At 38.2% G+C, this 16,419-nt stretch carries 22 protein-coding genes; 19 read left to right on the forward strand and 3 right to left on the reverse strand.

All coding sequences use genetic code 11. The features are described 5' to 3' along the window. Window positions 1-217 precede the first annotated feature (217 nt). The 15 genes from IPU53_RS06250 (at window position 218) to IPU53_RS24820 (ending at window position 11,924) form a co-directional block, all read left to right on the forward strand. Complete coding sequence (locus IPU53_RS06250; protein WP_207448973.1) at window positions 218-1,189, forward strand: tRNA dihydrouridine synthase; 972 nt, start codon at window positions 218-220, stop codon at window positions 1,187-1,189. A 258-nt stretch (window positions 1,190-1,447) separates the two neighbouring features. After that, entirely contained in the window at window positions 1,448-2,071 is a 624-nt protein-coding gene (locus tag IPU53_RS06255; RefSeq protein ID WP_207448975.1) for a TetR/AcrR family transcriptional regulator, read from the forward strand. A 107-nt stretch (window positions 2,072-2,178) separates the two neighbouring features. Further along, window positions 2,179-2,781: a class I SAM-dependent methyltransferase gene (locus IPU53_RS06260; RefSeq protein ID WP_207448977.1), complete on the forward strand. Its 603-nt coding sequence runs from the start codon at window positions 2,179-2,181 to the stop codon at window positions 2,779-2,781. Between the two features lie 155 nt (window positions 2,782-2,936). After that, the gene (locus tag IPU53_RS06265) at window positions 2,937-3,686 is read left to right on the forward strand and encodes an alpha/beta fold hydrolase (protein WP_207448979.1); all 750 of its coding nucleotides are present in this window, start codon (window positions 2,937-2,939) and stop codon (window positions 3,684-3,686) included. A gap of 8 nt (window positions 3,687-3,694) precedes the next feature. Then, window positions 3,695-4,279, forward strand: a complete 585-nt coding sequence (locus IPU53_RS06270; protein WP_207449160.1) for a TetR/AcrR family transcriptional regulator — start codon at window positions 3,695-3,697, stop codon at window positions 4,277-4,279. Window positions 4,280-4,794: 515 nt separating this feature from the next. Next, window positions 4,795-5,073 (forward strand): PadR family transcriptional regulator, encoded by a 279-nt coding sequence (locus tag IPU53_RS06275; RefSeq protein WP_242698110.1) that lies wholly within the window; start codon window positions 4,795-4,797, stop codon window positions 5,071-5,073. A gap of 15 nt (window positions 5,074-5,088) precedes the next feature. Beyond that, a complete protein-coding gene (locus IPU53_RS06280) occupies window positions 5,089-5,811 on the forward strand; it encodes a pentapeptide repeat-containing protein (protein ID WP_207448981.1) in 723 nt (240 codons plus the stop codon). Window positions 5,812-6,473: 662 nt separating this feature from the next. Continuing rightward, entirely contained in the window at window positions 6,474-6,719 is a 246-nt protein-coding gene (locus IPU53_RS24815) for a hypothetical protein (RefSeq protein ID WP_242698099.1), read from the forward strand. A 232-nt stretch (window positions 6,720-6,951) separates the two neighbouring features. Continuing rightward, window positions 6,952-7,851 (forward strand): ABC transporter ATP-binding protein, encoded by a 900-nt coding sequence (locus IPU53_RS06290; RefSeq protein WP_207448983.1) that lies wholly within the window; start codon window positions 6,952-6,954, stop codon window positions 7,849-7,851. 16 nt (window positions 7,852-7,867) lie between these two features. Then, window positions 7,868-8,614 (forward strand): ABC transporter permease, encoded by a 747-nt coding sequence (locus IPU53_RS06295; RefSeq protein ID WP_207448985.1) that lies wholly within the window; start codon window positions 7,868-7,870, stop codon window positions 8,612-8,614. A 31-nt stretch (window positions 8,615-8,645) separates the two neighbouring features. Beyond that, the gene (locus IPU53_RS06300; RefSeq protein WP_207448987.1) at window positions 8,646-9,095 is read left to right on the forward strand and encodes a LytTR family DNA-binding domain-containing protein; all 450 of its coding nucleotides are present in this window, start codon (window positions 8,646-8,648) and stop codon (window positions 9,093-9,095) included. A 1-nt stretch (window position 9,096) separates the two neighbouring features. After that, a complete protein-coding gene (locus IPU53_RS06305) occupies window positions 9,097-9,507 on the forward strand; it encodes a DUF3021 family protein (protein ID WP_207448989.1) in 411 nt (136 codons plus the stop codon). 133 nt (window positions 9,508-9,640) lie between these two features. Then, on the forward strand, window positions 9,641-10,072 hold the full coding sequence (locus IPU53_RS06310) for a hypothetical protein (RefSeq protein WP_207448991.1): 432 nt from the start codon (window positions 9,641-9,643) through the stop codon (window positions 10,070-10,072). Window positions 10,073-10,093: 21 nt separating this feature from the next. Next, on the forward strand, window positions 10,094-10,648 hold the full coding sequence (locus IPU53_RS06315) for a phage holin (RefSeq protein WP_207448993.1): 555 nt from the start codon (window positions 10,094-10,096) through the stop codon (window positions 10,646-10,648). Window positions 10,649-10,847: 199 nt separating this feature from the next. Continuing rightward, a complete protein-coding gene (locus IPU53_RS24820) occupies window positions 10,848-11,924 on the forward strand; it encodes an N-acetylmuramoyl-L-alanine amidase (protein WP_242698100.1) in 1,077 nt (358 codons plus the stop codon). 435 nt (window positions 11,925-12,359) lie between these two features. Here IPU53_RS24820 and IPU53_RS24825 read toward each other — a convergent pair whose 3' ends face one another. Then, entirely contained in the window at window positions 12,360-12,569 is a 210-nt protein-coding gene (locus IPU53_RS24825) for a hypothetical protein (protein WP_242698111.1), read from the reverse strand. Window positions 12,570-12,711: 142 nt separating this feature from the next. Here IPU53_RS24825 and IPU53_RS06335 point away from each other — a divergent pair, with 142 nt between their 5' ends. After that, the gene (locus tag IPU53_RS06335; protein WP_207448995.1) at window positions 12,712-13,041 is read left to right on the forward strand and encodes a winged helix-turn-helix transcriptional regulator; all 330 of its coding nucleotides are present in this window, start codon (window positions 12,712-12,714) and stop codon (window positions 13,039-13,041) included. A 478-nt stretch (window positions 13,042-13,519) separates the two neighbouring features. On the opposite strand, the gene IPU53_RS25585 is transcribed toward IPU53_RS06335, so the two are convergent. Beyond that, window positions 13,520-13,612 carry a hypothetical protein gene (locus IPU53_RS25585; RefSeq protein ID WP_396019912.1) on the reverse strand — a complete coding sequence of 31 codons (93 nt, stop codon included), beginning with the start codon at window positions 13,610-13,612 and terminating at the stop codon, window positions 13,520-13,522. 127 nt (window positions 13,613-13,739) lie between these two features. Between IPU53_RS25585 and IPU53_RS06345 the strand changes: the two genes are divergently transcribed. Together IPU53_RS06345 and IPU53_RS06350 are read left to right on the forward strand one after the other, a co-directional pair. Continuing rightward, the gene (locus IPU53_RS06345) at window positions 13,740-14,102 is read left to right on the forward strand and encodes a VOC family protein (RefSeq protein WP_207448997.1); all 363 of its coding nucleotides are present in this window, start codon (window positions 13,740-13,742) and stop codon (window positions 14,100-14,102) included. Beyond that, entirely contained in the window at window positions 14,102-14,665 is a 564-nt protein-coding gene (locus IPU53_RS06350) for a winged helix-turn-helix transcriptional regulator (RefSeq protein WP_207448999.1), read from the forward strand. The genes IPU53_RS06345 and IPU53_RS06350 overlap by 1 nt, the downstream gene beginning before the upstream one ends. 195 nt (window positions 14,666-14,860) lie before the next feature. On the opposite strand, the gene IPU53_RS06355 is transcribed toward IPU53_RS06350, so the two are convergent. Continuing rightward, window positions 14,861-15,595 carry a MerR family transcriptional regulator gene (locus IPU53_RS06355; RefSeq protein WP_207449001.1) on the reverse strand — a complete coding sequence of 245 codons (735 nt, stop codon included), beginning with the start codon at window positions 15,593-15,595 and terminating at the stop codon, window positions 14,861-14,863. A gap of 86 nt (window positions 15,596-15,681) precedes the next feature. Here IPU53_RS06355 and IPU53_RS06360 point away from each other — a divergent pair, with 86 nt between their 5' ends. Continuing rightward, complete coding sequence (locus IPU53_RS06360) at window positions 15,682-16,377, forward strand: CPBP family intramembrane glutamic endopeptidase (RefSeq protein ID WP_207449003.1); 696 nt, start codon at window positions 15,682-15,684, stop codon at window positions 16,375-16,377. Window positions 16,378-16,419 lie beyond the last annotated feature (42 nt).

Here is a 16,419-nt window from a genome sequence, read left to right on the forward strand (position 1 = left end):
ATGCTAAGATAACTTTTAGCAGAAAAATCACATCGGAAGTATCTCGATTATACTAGCAGGCTGAAATCAATAGGATTCAGTCTTTTTGTATTGATCAATACTCTTGTGATACTATTGTCAATGAAATAATAAAGCGAAGCAGAGGACAGATCTGCTTTTTAATTTACGGATAAGGCTTTTGCCTGTTATCCATAGATGAGAGGATTAGAGTGGGAAGATGAAAGAAAATTTTTGGCGTGATTTACCAAGACCATTTTTTGTGCTGGCACCGATGGAAGATGTGACGGATGTTGTTTTTCGCCATGTAGTAAGCGAAGCAGCTCGTCCTGATGTGTTTTTTACAGAGTTTACAAACTCGGAAAGCTATTGCCATCCAGAGGGGCATCGTAGCGTGCGTGGCCGCTTGACTTTTACAGAGGATGAACAACCAATTGTAGCCCATATTTGGGGAGATAAGCCTGAGTATATTCGGCAAATGAGTAAGGGTGTAGCAAAACAAGGGTTTAAGGGTGTGGACATTAATATGGGATGTCCTGTGCCTAATGTAGCACAGAATGGGAAGGGCTCTGGTCTTATTCGTCGACCGGATGTTGCGGCAGAGCTAATACAGGCAGCTAAAGCTGGAGAAGTGCCCGTAAGTGTAAAGACAAGACTCGGCTATACAGATGTAGAGGAATGGCAAGGATGGCTGACACACATATTGAAACAAGATATTGCGAATCTTTCCATTCACTTACGTACTAGAGCAGAAATGAGCAAAGTTGATGCCCATTGGGAACTGATCCCGGAGATAAAGAAACTTCGTGATCATGTTGCACCAGATACATTGCTAACGATTAATGGAGATATTCCTGACCGTCAAACAGGTTTGAGTCTTGCCCGTCAATACGGTATTGATGGTGTAATGATTGGACGGGGTATTTTTACCAATCCATTTGCGTTTGAAAAAGAAGCGAGAGAGCATAACAGTCAGGAATTGCTTGTTCTCTTAAGGTCCCATCTAAATCTTTATGATAAATACTCCAAAATAGAGCCGCGTTCATTCAAGGCATTGCATCGCTTTTTTAAGATATATGTACGTGGTTTTCGAGGAGCAAGCGAATTAAGAAACCAATTGATGGGCACGGAATCAACTGATGAGGTACGTGTTATGCTCGATAGCTTTGAGGAAAAGAATGATGATAGATAAATGCAAGATAAAAAATAGTAACTCAGGAGTGGAGCCAATTGGTCTTCACTCTTTTTTCTTTAGGAAGGCTAGATTTTTAACGGCAGGGGTAGAAGTCCCTTTCCTCGAAACCTGAGGTATAGGTGGGGGATGAATGCTTGTTTGCCGTCATATCGGCTGGCGTCTAAATGAGATATTCTTTCAAAGGTTATTGACCTTTTAGGTAAATGTAAATATAATGAATTTAACCTGTTAGGTAAATAATGAAAAGGTGATACTATGCATTCAAAAATTATGAACCTGGAATCCAAAAGAAAAGAGGCTATTTTAAATGCGGCATTAAAAGAATTTGCCACAAAAGGGTTTGATAATGCTTCAACAAATGTGATTGCAAAAGAGGCAGGAATTTCAAAGGGTTTAATGTTTCATTATGTAAATAGCAAAAAAGACCTTTTTCTATTCCTTTATGATTACTGTACGAAGTTGATTAACGAAGAATATCTCGATTTAATGAATTTTGATGAACAGGATATTTTTGAAAAACTGCGCCAATCTTATCTGCTCCAGCTTGAATTGATACAAAAGCATCCTTGGATTTTCGAATTTATTAATCTTTCTTCTGCTACGAAGTCTGATGAAGTGAATAGGGAGCTGGATAAAAGGACTAGTGAGAAACTATCTTCATGCCATGAGACATTGTTTGATACTGTGGATAAGTCTAAATTCAGAGAAGGATTAGACATTGAAAAATCGAAGCAGCTTATTTTATGGTCAAATGTTGGTTTTACAAGCCAGATATTAGATGGGATGAGGAATACGAAATCTTCTGAATTAAATTATGATCATATTCTCGCAGAACTGGATGGCTACCTTGATGAACTAAGGAAAGTTTTTTATAAATAACTTTAGCAATCTTGGACTTGTAGTTGTACAGCATGATATTGGAAATTATAGGACAGATTTTGCTAAGTAAAGATACGGTTTAAATAAATCGAAAAACGAGGGTTAATATGAACCGACAATCATTAATCAAAAAGTTTGATAAGCAGGCAGAAAAATATGATAAACGACGAAGACATGATCAATTGTATGCGTTTCGCCAACGAATTTTTCAAGAAGCAGAGGGAAATGTTTTAGAGGTAGCTATTGGTTCTGGACTTAATTTTCCTTGCTATAGTAAAGATATTGAATTGACAGGGGTGGATTTTAGTCATGAAATGTTGAAAACAGCAGAGCGAGCGGCAAAGGATTATCCTTTTCAAACCACACTTGTCCAAAAAGATGTTGAAATGGTTGAATTTGATGAGAACAGCTTTGACACCATTATATCTTCTACTAGTTTTTGTGCTTATCAAGAACCAGTCGCTGTCTTAAATAAATTTCAAAAATGGTGTAAGCCAGAAGGGAAAATTCTCTTGTTGGAGCATGGGATTAGTACTAATAAATTTTTGGCAGGAATGCAGAAAATGGTGGATCCGCTGGCCTTAAGGGTTGCAGGGTGTCATCAGAACAGAAATATATCTGCTATTGTAGCAAAGTCTAATGTAGAGCCTATTAGAGAGGAGCGTTACTTGGCAGGTTCGTTATATTTGATATGGGCAAAACCAGGTTAATAAAGTGTATAAATAAAAAAGAGAAATGGTTTTATAATGAATAAAGGGAGTATGAATGCGGCCTATTGTTCCACTCAATCGGTTTTTTTATTGACTGAATGTTCATTCGATGATAAAATGATCCTCAATATTAAAAGAATATGGAGGAGATTCCAATGGATTTGTATTATGAAATACATGGTAAAGGGAAACCTATCGTTCTTCTTCACAGTGGTGGCGCGGACTTACGGGACTGGACATTTGTAGCACCTCTTTTAGCCAAAGATCATATGGTAGTTAGTTATGATGGGTATGGTGCAGGGAAATCGCCAGATCCAGTAGGAGATGTTAATTGTGTAGAAGATTTGAAGGAGCTCCTTGATCATCTGAATATTCACAAGGCCGTATTGATCGGACATTCTATGGGTGGCCAGGTTGCTATAGACTTTTCATTAGAATATCCTCAATATGTATCGGAATTGGTTTTAATTGCACCGGCATTGACAGGGTTTAACTATTCTCCGGAGTTTGGAGACTACATGAATAAAGTAAATGCTGCTGCGCCCGACATTAATAAAATGATTGAGATTTCACAAAGTGCCCCTTCATATCGTGTTGTTCAGACTAGCCCCCATAAAGAGCTTGCCGAAGAAATGCTTCGACACCATATTAAACGGTCATTTAATTGGCCAGCTTTTGAATTGATTTGGACGAATCCGCCTGCAAGTGAAAGGTTGGGTGATCTGAATTTGAAAACTTTGTATATAATTGGTACAGAGGAATTACCTGATAACCTTCGTGTTGCTGACTGCTTTCGAAAACAGACAGATGCTCATATTGTTGAACTTTCTGATGCGGATCATATGCTTACACTAACGCATCCTGAAGTTTTGTGTCGTCATATAAATGAATTTTTGGAGGAATGATGATTGTCATGCCAAGAACACCACAAGAGAATGAGCGTATTCGACAGTTAGCTAAAGAGAGCATTCTAAAATCCGCGATGGAGTTATTCATTAAACAAGGATATCATGCAACTTCCATTAGCAATATTGCCGAACATGCTAGCATTTCTAAAGGGTTGCTTTACAATTATTTTAAGGGGAAGGAAGCGCTTCTGGCGACAATGGTTGACATGAGAGTGAGAGAAATGGTTGAAGTCATGGATCAAGCAAGCACTATTGAGAATCCAGCGGAACAACTCAAGCAAATCATTGAGGGAGCTATAGATAATGTCTATAAGAAGCCGGAAGTATTCCGTTTCTACCTCCACCTACAAACACAACCTGAAGCTGATCAAGAGCTGATCAAATATAGCCGTTTTCTTATTGAAGAGAACGCCAGACAGTTTGAATTTCAATGTGAGATATTTGAAAAACTGAAAGCAAAAGAAGCACGGAAACGATCCTTATATTTTTCTTCTACGTTGCAAGGGATTATGTTGATGATATCAACTTATCCACAACAGTTCCCCATAGAAGAAATAAAAAAGCAGATCATCCATGAGTTTTGTAACTGAACTAGCCTCCCCGTATATATATATTAGGTCAGAGATCGAACTCGATGAATCCAGTAATAATGTTAAATAGGTAACTTAACAGAATAATGAATATGCGATAGTAAGCATTGGTAGTATGTGGGTGCAATTCCCGGAATGATAGTACTGATACCTGTAAAAATCTGTGCCTAGCATGGTGGGATCTTTTGTACCGTGTGACTACGGCCTCCGCTTCTAGAGGAATACAGGATATAAGGATAATGTTTTAAATCTGAAGATTTATCAGGGGCTTTTCGATAAATTTTCAGATTATTTATGTGAAAATAATAATTTAAAATATAGGCGAAAAATAAAGTTTTCCTTTGTGATACTTGATTAACTGCTCTCAAATATTTAATTCACAATTATGATACTAGAAATTTTTTTGTGAGTTACCTTGACAGTCATAGTAATATGGTTAATAATGTACATAAGGAGGTGAGGGTATATTGCAAGCTAAATTATCCTCTGACCTGCTTCGCGGACATGCCGATACAATGATCCTAAAACTCCTGCTTGATGGAGATAAATATGGTTATGAAATTAGCAAATTAATCCTAGCGAATTCAGGTGAACAGTATGAATTAAAGGAGGCAACCATGTACTCCAGTCTGAAACGTCTTGAAAAAGATGGTAACATTCACTCCTACTGGGGAGATGCGACACAAGGCGGCCGTAGGAAATATTATACGATTACATCAAGTGGTGAACAAACGTATAAACAAAATAAGTCAAATTGGGAACAGGCTAAAAAGATTCTTGAACGCCTGTTATAAGAAGGAGAGTAACATATGATTGAACAATTAAAAGCACATGTTCATAGTATTTTTGCCCCATATCACAATGTGAAATCTGCACAGGAATTAGAAGAAGAACTGACACAAAACTTAAAAGAGAAATTTCAGGACTACAAACAAAATGGATATAGTGACGAAGAAGCATATAATCACACAGTTGCTTCGATCGGTGAAGTTTCTGAACTGTTAGACACAATTAATCTGCAGCATGATGAATTGGAAGAGGCTGTTCGTATGGACTATTCTAGACAAACATTGCATGATATGGATTTTCGTTCAGTATCGGTGCATGACGGTAAATTCAATGGTAGTGACCTAAATGGAGCGGATTTCAGCCACTCTGACCTAACAAATAGTACGTTCAAAAACAGTAACTTGAAAAACTGTATTTTTGAAGATGTGAATTTGACGGGAGCTTTGTTTAAAAATGCTAACTTTACTGCTGTCACCTTTAAAAATGCAATTTATGATCGGACTCAATTTAAAAATTGTTATTTATCTGGGCTTGTTTTTGACGGAGAGATGTTTCGTCAAACCATCTTTTCCGGATCTGCATTGAAAAAGACCTCTTTTCGCCATACAATTTTGAATAATGTTCAATTCCAAAACTGTATTTTGAAAAAGGCAGATTTTGACGGCGCGCAAATGGATAAATTAACCTATAATTTTTTAAAGGTAGCTAAGGTAGATCTTAATAATGTGACTATAATTGAATGAAGGAAGAAATTAAAATGAGCATAGGAACAGCGATTGTTGTATCTGTTTCAATTATTAGTGTAACAGTATTTATTACGGCCGTCGTATTAAAGGGTATGAGTATGGGGGATAACTAAAAGATAATTATTATTAAATGCAACAAATGAAAATACATTGGTCCTTCTGCTTTCTGTACCATAATTATGCTAGCAATTGATGTTGTTTCATCTTGCTACACAAATAGCAGGGGCGTGGAGGAACTGATCAATGACTACAACCAAAAATTATTTGAAAAAGACTGAGACAAAAGTGTTTTCACCAAAGAAAAAAGCGAACTAGTATGGTGTATATACTCGCTTCGGAAATATACTTCGCTAAGTTAATACATTGTTCGGCTTTGGAGCTTAACATTCTAGTTATGTCCCAGCTTTTTTTGTTGCAAAATAAGCTTGAAATTTAAAGTTGATACTATTTAGAGACGAGGGCTGAATATTATATAAACAGAACGAAGAGTTACGGTCTTTGAGCAATTCTACGTGAGATTCTTGAAGGATTCGTTTTAGCAATTGGGAAGAAGTCCTTAGCCAGGGTGTGTGATAAACTGAAGCAAGTATAGAAGTACTGGATATATGAGGTGTTATCGTAATTGACTTCCATCTGCTCAGCGATGAAGGGGGAGGAAAGTGGGGGAAAATTTTTATTTAAGATGTAATCACTGGTTCGTTGCTTTGGGGATAGCTTGGACCGTGATCTTTGCAGGAATGAGCTTTTACTGGGCAATGGGTGGTTTGATTGGTGTTAGGTCTCTCGGTGGGGCAATATATGAGATGTCCATCAATCCTGAACCTTCCTTTATCGCAGTTGTATGGTTTACTGGAGTAATAAAATTACTTGGTGGTGTGTGTTACTTTTTGGCCGTTAAAAGATAAATTATTTAGAAGAGCTCAAAAAGGCAGAGAGAATTAAAATTCCCTCTGTCTTTTTGAGGTCAATGTGAAAATACAACTTCTCGAGCGACAAGTAAGAGAAAAAATATTTTAGTCTTCATATTTTTCATGTAGAGTTTTCGGCTTTTCATACATACAGCCTTGCATGTTATGCGATTACTGAACGCAGACACCTGCTTCTTTGCCATAATATATGTGAAAGGAGATGGTGGAAATGCTGACAATCCGTAATGTAACAAAGCACTATGGTAAGACAGAGGCCTTAAAAGATGTTTCCATTACCATTCCTAAAGGAATCTGTTATGGTCTGGTTGGTCCTAATGGAGCAGGGAAATCCACATTAATTAAAATGGTTACATCCATAATTCGTGACTACAAAGGAAACATTACGTTTGACAAAAAACAACTCTCAGACAAAACAAAGCAGAGGTTTGGTTATGTCCCTCAAGATATCATTTTGGAGGAAAACATTTCAGCGGCCAGCAATCTACAACTGTTTGGTGGACTATATGGCTTAAAAGGAAGCCAATTGAATACGCGGGTAACTGAGGTGCTTACATTGATTGGCCTTCAGGAAAGGAGTAAGGATAAAGTAATTACCTTTTCAGGAGGGATGAAACGCAGACTGAATATTGGGTGTGCACTGATGCATAATCCGGATCTGATTATTATGGATGAGCCGACTGTCGGTATAGACCCTCAATCACGAAAATATATTTTTCAAATGATCGAAAACCTAAAAAAAGACGGAAAGACAGTTATCTATGCCAGTCATTATATGGAGGAGGTTGAGAGCCTCTGTGACTATGTTGCTTTTCTTGATCAAGGAAAAATGGTGGAGATTGGTACGATAAATGAATTGCTTCAACAATATGCCGTTTCTTCCATTTGTGTAAAAGCACGTAACCTTACTCGGGAAAAACTGGAACTATACGGTACTGTTTCAATAGAAAAGGATGCTTTCTTCCTTTATACAGAAGAACCGCTCAAAGCAATGGAACTTGTTAGCTCATACTGCCGAAAGAATAATATCGAAGTAGAACGGTTGGAGTTAGTCCGACCACGATTAGAGGATGTATTTTTCAGGTTAACCGGAAGTAGCTTGAGAGACTAAATGGGGAGGTGTTACAATGAATGCAATTATGAAAGTAGAATTAAAGAAACATGTACAGGACAAGGGGCTAGTTTTTTGGATGCTGATTCTGCCTATCCTGTTTACTATTTTATTTATTTCGATATTTACAGCAGGTGCTGACACTGCAACAAAGCATGAAGTGATCCAGTCGATTGTTCCTGGATACATTGTGATGTTTGTATTTTTTATTGTGATTTCGATGGTGCAGGTGTTTATCAAAGACAGGGATAAAGGGATGACAGCTAGACTAGCTAGCACACCACTCAAAAGCTATTATTATTTGCTTGGAAAGTGGCTTCCATTTATGTATATTGTGCTTATTCAGATTGTGGTGTTATTTTTATTTGGAAAATTAGTTTATGATGTTTCACTGGGACAGCCAATTATTCTGTTGATTTTATCATTGTTCATTACGTTTACCGTTACAGCAATTGGATTGGCAATGGCACTTACCGTAAATACGGAAAATATGGGGATCGCTATTACTCAAATAATCGCTCTCGGTGGGGCAATGCTAAGTGGGTTATGGATTCCATTCGAAATGATGCCGAGCTTTATGCAAACAATTGGCCGCTTCTTGCCTCAGTATTGGGCTCATCAGTCTTTTCAGGATGCCATGGCAGGAACCACTCAAGTTTCCGAGTTGCTTCAAACATTGGGAATATTATTTGGAATTGGATTAACTGCCTTTATTATCGCCATCATTCGCTACTCATATTTTCTGAAACGAGCTATAAACTAGCGGAGGATGAAGCGCACTTAGGGGGATGAGAATGAAAATAAACATCGATCTCGATGAAAATCATAAAGAAACGCAGATAACCATCCTAGCAAAGGAATGGACACAGGAACTGGAGGAAATTGTAAGTGTTGTAAAAAAAACGAAACAGCAACGCTTATTTGGTTTTGATGAAGATCAAACTATACTCCTAGAGCCGAAGGAGATTGATTTTATTCATGCCGAAAAAAGAAAAATATATGCTGTGGCCAAAAACTTGCGTTTTGAAGTGAGAATGAAGCTATATGAAGTGGAAGATTTCTTAATCCCCCATGGTTTTATGCGCTTTTCAAAGTCTGTTATTGGAAATATTCACAGTATTGAAAAATTTGAAGCCTCTTTTAATGGAAATCTATGTGTATATTTTCAATCCGGTAACAAGGAATATATTACGCGAAAATATGTCAATGCCATTAAAGAAAAACTGATGCAGGGAGGGCAGTAAAATGATACTTGAAATTTTAAAGCGTTCTATGCTGGGCATCGCTATCGGGGGTATATTGACATTTATTGCCCTCACCATAATGAAATTCAATGCTTTTGAGGCAACTGTCTCGGAAATATGGATGAATATGGGAGCAAGCTTCTTAATAGGTATCTATTTTGGCATATCCTCTCTTATTTTTGGAGATAGCGATAGCAATATCATTAAAAAGTCTATTATTCACTTTATTCTCTCCTATAGTGCTTGGCTCATCATCGCTGGTACCGTCGGTTGGATACCATTTAACGGAACGGTTATTTTATGGAGTAGTTTGCTTTTCATCCTACTGTATTTGCTAAATTGTCTCGGCTGGTACCTTTACTTCAAAAAGATTGAAACGGCATTAAATAAACATTTGCAAAAAAATAAATGATGTAGGATTGGGAGAACATTCAGCCTGGTGCTAATATACTATTAGCACCAGGCTGTTCCACGGCTTCACTTTAACCGAGGATGAACCTGCACAGGGTGTTGCGTGGAACAGTCTAGTATCGCATGATACAGATTTGACAGCGGAAGGCGTTAAAGTACCAGAAGGTATAAACTATATTTTGCTGTCTATTGTTTACCAAGAAGGCGAATTGCCAGAGGAACTACAGATTGAAAAAGGTAACAAAGCAACCGCATATAGACCAGCACCCGAAGAAACAGACGAAGAAATAACCACATTAAAAACAGAATTAGAATTTCAAGCTGGACTGATCGAATCTAAACTTTCTCGGGATGATTTTAACACTTTAAAAGGTACTGTCGATTCTCATACAATCAAAATTACTCAAACGGAAAAGGACATACAGTCTAAGGCAAGTCAAGATAGTGTAAACACTATAACCAAGGAAGTAAAGCACCATGAGTCTTTAATCTCACAAAATGCCAAGGCAATCGAGTCTAAAATGAGCACAACTGATGCCAATGCTAAATTTGCCACGCAATCATAGTTATCACAGACAAGTAGTAGCTTGACAAGTGAGATTGCTAAGGTTCAGACGGGTTTGGATGAACTTGAAGTCGGAGTAAGTAATTTGCTTCCAGACTCTCGTGGGACTGTAACGTCAACTGAAACACAGCATGGTTTTGGAAAAAAATTATCCTTACAACTAGAACCGGAAACGACTTACACATTAATCGTTATGGGGTATAGCGAATATAACGGTAAAGATAAATTAAAATATTTACGTTATTATATCCAACACCCACCAGCTTATGACCGAAGCTGGTCTGTGCCAATTCAAGAGAATACGCCAACAATACGGCATGTTACATTCACTACGCCGAAAGCTAGTGAAATTAATTTTTCTGATAAATTTACCTTTCGATCCTATCACTACCCGCAAAGTGCAGCGGGAGGAAAATCCACCTTTATTTGGGCGGTGTTAACAAAAGGGAATAAACCTGTTGGTTTAACAATTGTAAATGCTCTTAACCTTATCCCCGATCCAACAACCAAGGGGTTAAGTGACAGCAAACAGGCGTTAAGATACATCAAGCCACGAAACGATAAAGAGTATTTGTAAGAGTCCTAACGGGCTCTTTTTTCATTTTAAAAAGGAGGAATTTTAAATGTTTAAATTAGGGCAAAAAAGGACGAAAGCAGAAAGAGCAATTGGAACGAGCAGGGCTTAGATAGCTTTGCTCATTTTTATTTTTTAAAGGTAAATAGCCTGTACGAATACAAATTAATCAGCATTTTATAAATAAAGGAGACGATAAATAATGGTCAAAGTAGCATTAGACGCTGGTCACGGAGGATTTGGAGTCACACCAGGTAAGCGTACCCCAGCTGGTGAATATGAATGGAATTTTAATGATAAGGTGGTCGTGGCGGCCATTAAATATTTAAAGCAATATAAAGGCGTAGAGGTACTGAGGTTAGACGATCCAACAGGCAAGACAGATGTATCCCTAACCGCAAGGACCAACAAGGCTAATAATTGGGGGGCAGACATCCTTATTTCCTGTCACCATAATGCTAATACCGGAAATTGGGGCAGTTGGACTGGAACAGAAGTCTATACCTATGATAAAAACCTCCCCAATGCTGAAAAGCTTGCTTCGATTGTCCTTAAACACATTTTAAAAGCTTATGGACTAGCGAATAGAGGACACAGAAGAGCAGATTTTCACATGCTTCGTGAATCCAAGATGGACGCCATTCTGATTGAAGGCGGCTTTATGGATAGCACGATAGACATTAAAAAACTTCGCAATAACAAGGTATTAGATGCAGCAGGAAAGGCTGTGGCTGAGGGTGTCACTGAATATTTTGGACTCAAGAAAGCCACTACGAAGCCTGTTGAGACGGAAGTCGACGGAGTATCAACGGAAAAGCCTAATTCGAAAACCATCGATCAGCTAGCTAATGAAGTCATTGCTGGTAAACACGGTAGTGGAGCACAGCGCAAGAAGTCATTAGGCAGTCAGTATGATGCTGTACAAAAACGCGTCAATGAAAAGATGGGAGCAAAGCCTAAGCCTGCGGCAAAGTCGATCGATACATTGGTAAAAGAAACTTTAGCCGGTAAACATGGCAATGGCGAAGCACGGAAGAAATCGCTTGGAAAAAATTATCAGGCTGTGCAAGACGCAATTAACGGTAATACATCGACTCCAAAAAAGCCAAGCAAGTCTAAAGGCGATCAGAAGACTAATTCCATTGTCGATTATCTCAAGTCGATCAAGGTTGATTCTTCCTTTGCTAATCGAAAAAAGTTGGCGGCTAAGCATGGGATTAAAAATTATTCTGGTACGGCCGGACAAAATGCTCAGTTGCTGAAGAAAATGCGGGGATAAAAAATGCGACTCACTTATGTGGTGGGTTGCTTTTTCTGTTTGCATAAAAATCCTCTTTATCACCAGACAGTCAGTCCAAACAAATATGGCATTTTTCAATACTATATGTATTAAGGTCGGCCGGCTTTAATATATATTGAGGAGATGCTATGAGCATATGTCTTATTATGAAGATGATTTTTTTGGTGGAGAAAGAGACAGGCGGAGACGGGAAAGATTGATTTGTAGGTGTCGAGAAGTGAGGCATAGGGATGATCGTGACTGCGATCATGACCGTGATCATGACCGTGACCGCGAGAGATTCATTTGCCGATGTAGAGAAGAACGCTGTCGACGTGATGATTGGTAGGTAGCACCTCCCCTTGGGCCAAGCCCCTTTTCAAAAGAGAGGGGGCCTTTTCAAGATGAAAAATAGCCCTCACGTTTGTGGGGGCTTTACTTGAACAGTTTTTTAATCAACTTAAATATATCAAACATAGTACGATTGTACACCTTATTGTAAGCATATTTTTTCGGATCTCGCACCCAACCATAACCCCGCGGCATTTTAATCCCGGCCCGATGGACCACTTGTCTTTTAATGCTAGTACATGCGCTTACTCGCTTTTTCAGACTGGGTTTCCGCATCCCAATTTTAACCTTCATTTTCAACACATCCTTGCGATCTTCCCAAACATCATTCAACTTCAACGCATTATCCAAAGACAATTTTTTTATTTCTATCTCCCCATTTTTTAACCTTGTAATTGTGCTACGAATTGGCTAAAACAAAGCGGAGGTGACATGAATGCCGAATTTAGGAGAGAAAACATTTAATTGTGAAAAAGAATTAACGCTCGCAGTGATTGGCGGGAAGTGGAAAATGTTAATTTTGTGGCATTTAGGCAGGGAAGGAACGAAACGATTCGGGGAATTAAAATCTCTTATGCCGGGAATTACTCAAAGAATGCTTGTCAATCAATTACGGGAACTGGAAGATCATTTAATCGTCCATCGAGAAGTTTATCCCGTCGTGCCGCCCAAAGTAGAGTATTCACTTACCGAGCACGGAGAAGAACTTTTACCAATTATAGATGCGATGTATGAATGGGGTAAAGATTATATTGAGAATGTGTAGAAAAGGAAACAGAGGATCAATCAACAGTGAAGTAGAAAAATATTTAGAGCATGAGACAAAAGTGTTTTCACCAAAGAAAAAAACGAACTAGTATGGTGTATACACTCGCTCCGGAAATATACTCCGCTTTCCGCGGGCGAGTGGCAAGCCTTCTCAGGCTTCGCCTTCCGGGGGCTTGCCGAACTCTCACTTCCCGCAGGAGTCTGCGTATATTTCCTTCGCTAAGGTAATACATTGTTCGTCTTTGGAGCTTAACATTTTAGTTATGTCCCAGCCTCTTAAAGTTTTTTAGATAGTGAGCGGAACTAACAAGTTATCCATAAAAAAAGACAATTCCCCAAAAAGTAAGACTGAAAATAAAGGTTCTCTGACTTGCTCCATATTCATAATTGTCAAGTGAAGCCGCCCATGTTTTAAGCCTGATAGATCTTCCACTTCCCGCCGTCCTTCCTCAATCCTCAAGTAAATGGATGGCAGCCTACGCTCCTACTTCAAAAGCTTTGCCGAATGGGTTCAAACGAATTTGACGCGCCTTGCGATCAAATAAGGGTACACCCAACTCATCTTCCAATCGCCGAATCGTTTTGCTTAAAGCAGGCTGGGCGACGACAGAATCTTTTTTTTGAAAGAATATCCATTGACACCCAAAAGTGTACTAGGTATACTTTCGGTATTAAAATAGTTAAAGGGGTGTTTAGGTGTACAAACCTGGATTCACGCTATGGTACAATGTTAGTAATGTTGAGCGTACATTGAAGTTTTACACGGAGCAGTTAGGTTTTGAAATAGATTCCTATGACAAAGAAAATGGGATGGGAAGTGTCCATACGAATACGAAAGATTGTTTTATTGGATTTTCAGAAGCTGAGCAAGTTGTCCCTTCCACAGCAGCAGCGGTTATTGAAGTAGAAGACATTGAGATTGCAGTCAAAGAACTAAAGGCAAAAGGAATCACGTTTAATGGGGGAATATCCACTATTCCGGAGTATGCTAAGCTGATTACGTTCAAAGACCCAGACGGACACGACTTGGAGTTATCTCAAACATTGATGGTGTCGTAATGAATCAAGTTGTTCAGATCGTACACATCACGAAAGAACTTTCTGGAAGGTGGACTATCCCTATCCTATTATCACTTGAGAAATCGGGTGGACGATTTACACCGTTAAAAAACGAATTGCAAATTGCGCCGTCTAGGCTGAGTGATAATTTGAAAGCGATGGCAGAATCAGGGCTTGTCCAACACTTATCTCCATTTGAGCGAAATCATCCATTACTACCGGAATATCAACTCACCGAAAAAGGGCATTTCATGAAAGAAGCTGCTCTTGTGCTTTCAAGCTCTGAACAACAGTTGAATCACGGCTTTCTTGCTGCTAAAGCATGGAATTGGCCAGTGTTAATCGCTCTTTACCATCACTATCATGAATTTAATTCTATCTGTCAGCTATTGCAAACGGCTACTCCGCGTATAATTTCTACACGGCTCAGTCAACTGTATGAAGGGGACTTAGTGCAGAAAATATTAGTGACAGATCCAAAACCGAAATATACATATGCATTGAGTACGAACACTGAGCCGATTATTCGAGTGGCAAATCATAATTTGTCATCACTAATGTAGCAGTCGTGTTCTCTATTAGAAAATATGGCTTTCACTCCTTGGAAGTAAATCCCTTATTGGGACTAATTAAGAATAGAGTCATACCATTTCCCCTTGGACATTTTTATCTAAGGGGGTTTGTCATCTATAATTTAAACCTGGCTAATGAATTGAAGAAAAGGGGATTTCAACAATATGATTTTTATAGAAGGTCATCTATTTTTTTAAGTTGTTATATGCAGCCATACACCGTTCTACAAACTCTAGCACATCTTCCGAAATCGGATATAGCCCTGTTTCTTCAGCAGGCAGTTTTCTGACTTCCCAGAACTCATCTATTAACTTTGTATCTCCTTGAAAAGTATCATTTGATAATTCTATTAACGCAGAAGCAATCTGCATACCTTCTTCTGATTCAGCTTTAATATTATGTTTTATACACCATTCAATTCGTCGCAGCAAGGAAATATATTGCTGTGTTGTCTCATCACTGTTACTAAGATTTGGAATCGTATTTTCTAAGAACATCTTTTCATCATCTTGAAAATAGTCTACCCATTTTTTAGTGTTGTCTTGTGAATTTTGAACAAGTGTGGAGACTCGTTCCCAAGATAGAGATTCTTCTAGATCAAGCATATTAATTAATGAGGTCGTATTAGCAATATTTGTTTGAAGCTCTGCGAGTTGTTCCTGTAGATAATTATAGTGTGAAATTAGGATTTGTTTATAAGATAGTCTATCTAAGATATCGCGAATATTTTCCAATGGAAGTGAAAGAGATTTTAAAATGATAATTTTCTCTAATCTAAACAAGTCATTTTCTGAATAGAGTCGTCTTCCATTAGCATCTTTATAACTTGGGGTGAGAAGGTTAATTTGATCATAATAGCGAAGTGTACGAACGGATATATTTCGCTGTTTAGATACCTCCCCAGTAGTCCATTGTTTCATTTCATTCCCTCCTCTAAAAAAACTTGCAGGTGACGTTACGTAACCAACTATAGTGGAATTATATCATAGAGAAAGAGGGATAAAGCATGGAGAAGAATTGGAAAGAGAGAGACTGTTGGGGTTTGAAAGAATTTATTTGGTTAATGTTACTTGAATTTGTAATTGTAATTGGATGTATTAAGTTTGTTGTACAGCCCATTTATTCTAATTGGTTTGACGATGAGCTGTATGCTGGAACATTAATGGGGTTAACCATAGCAATGATTCTAATTCTCGGTGTTTATTTTATTGCATTACGTCCCAAAAAGCTTTCTTGGAGTAAAGTTGGGTTAAAAAGATTTGCCGTGAAGGATTGGAAAATCATTATTTTGCTTTCTGCTACTCTAATGGCGGGGGCCATCATCTTCGTAGTGCTTACTAGTTTTATCGGAAACTCATGGGAGAACAGTAAAACAGATGCCATGCAGAAAAACGTAACTTTCTTTACTGTTTTCATTGGCTTTATCTCTGCGGCAGTTATTTCACCAATATATGAAGAGATTTTTTATCGAGGCTTTCTGTATCGTTGGTTACGTACACGTTTAGGGTTTATTGGAGGTATTTTGCTTAGTTCACTCATCTTTACGGTGATTCATATCCCCACATATAATGTCATGCCAGTAAACTTCTTTAGCGGTATTATTTTTGCCTTAGCCTATGAACGAACTAATTCGATCTGGCCAGCAATTATTATTCATGGGGGAACGAATGGAATCATGGTCTTGTTGACAGTCTTAGGATGAAGAAAGGTGTATGAATAGTTAAACAAAGTGTCGGGGATCAAT

The sequence above is a fragment of the Bacillus sp. SD088 genome, from assembly GCF_017355205.1.
In the GTDB taxonomy this organism is placed as follows: Bacteria; Bacillota; Bacilli; order Bacillales; family Bacillaceae_C; genus Lederbergia.

What these genes read in the sequence shown, in the direction of transcription:
- IPU53_RS06250 (WP_207448973.1), top strand. Translation starts at nt 218, where the DNA reads ATGAAAGAAAATTTTTGGCGTGATTTACCAAGACCATTTTTTGTGCTG.
- IPU53_RS06255 (WP_207448975.1), top strand. Translation starts at nt 1,448, where the DNA reads ATGCATTCAAAAATTATGAACCTGGAATCCAAAAGAAAAGAGGCTATT.
- IPU53_RS06260 (WP_207448977.1), top strand. Translation starts at nt 2,179, where the DNA reads ATGAACCGACAATCATTAATCAAAAAGTTTGATAAGCAGGCAGAAAAA.
- IPU53_RS06265 (WP_207448979.1), top strand. Translation starts at nt 2,937, where the DNA reads ATGGATTTGTATTATGAAATACATGGTAAAGGGAAACCTATCGTTCTT.
- IPU53_RS06270 (WP_207449160.1), top strand. Translation starts at nt 3,695, where the DNA reads ATGCCAAGAACACCACAAGAGAATGAGCGTATTCGACAGTTAGCTAAA.
- IPU53_RS06275 (WP_242698110.1), top strand. Translation starts at nt 4,795, where the DNA reads ATGATCCTAAAACTCCTGCTTGATGGAGATAAATATGGTTATGAAATT.
- IPU53_RS06280 (WP_207448981.1), top strand. Translation starts at nt 5,089, where the DNA reads ATGATTGAACAATTAAAAGCACATGTTCATAGTATTTTTGCCCCATAT.
- IPU53_RS06290 (WP_207448983.1), top strand. Translation starts at nt 6,952, where the DNA reads ATGCTGACAATCCGTAATGTAACAAAGCACTATGGTAAGACAGAGGCC.
- IPU53_RS06295 (WP_207448985.1), top strand. Translation starts at nt 7,868, where the DNA reads ATGAATGCAATTATGAAAGTAGAATTAAAGAAACATGTACAGGACAAG.
- IPU53_RS06300 (WP_207448987.1), top strand. Translation starts at nt 8,646, where the DNA reads ATGAAAATAAACATCGATCTCGATGAAAATCATAAAGAAACGCAGATA.
- IPU53_RS06305 (WP_207448989.1), top strand. Translation starts at nt 9,097, where the DNA reads ATGATACTTGAAATTTTAAAGCGTTCTATGCTGGGCATCGCTATCGGG.
- IPU53_RS24820 (WP_242698100.1), top strand. Translation starts at nt 10,848, where the DNA reads ATGGTCAAAGTAGCATTAGACGCTGGTCACGGAGGATTTGGAGTCACA.
- IPU53_RS24825 (WP_242698111.1), bottom strand. Translation starts at nt 12,569, where the DNA reads ATGAAGGTTAAAATTGGGATGCGGAAACCCAGTCTGAAAAAGCGAGTA.
- IPU53_RS06335 (WP_207448995.1), top strand. Translation starts at nt 12,712, where the DNA reads ATGCCGAATTTAGGAGAGAAAACATTTAATTGTGAAAAAGAATTAACG.
- IPU53_RS06350 (WP_207448999.1), top strand. Translation starts at nt 14,102, where the DNA reads ATGAATCAAGTTGTTCAGATCGTACACATCACGAAAGAACTTTCTGGA.
- IPU53_RS06355 (WP_207449001.1), bottom strand. Translation starts at nt 15,595, where the DNA reads ATGAAACAATGGACTACTGGGGAGGTATCTAAACAGCGAAATATATCC.
- IPU53_RS06360 (WP_207449003.1), top strand. Translation starts at nt 15,682, where the DNA reads ATGGAGAAGAATTGGAAAGAGAGAGACTGTTGGGGTTTGAAAGAATTT.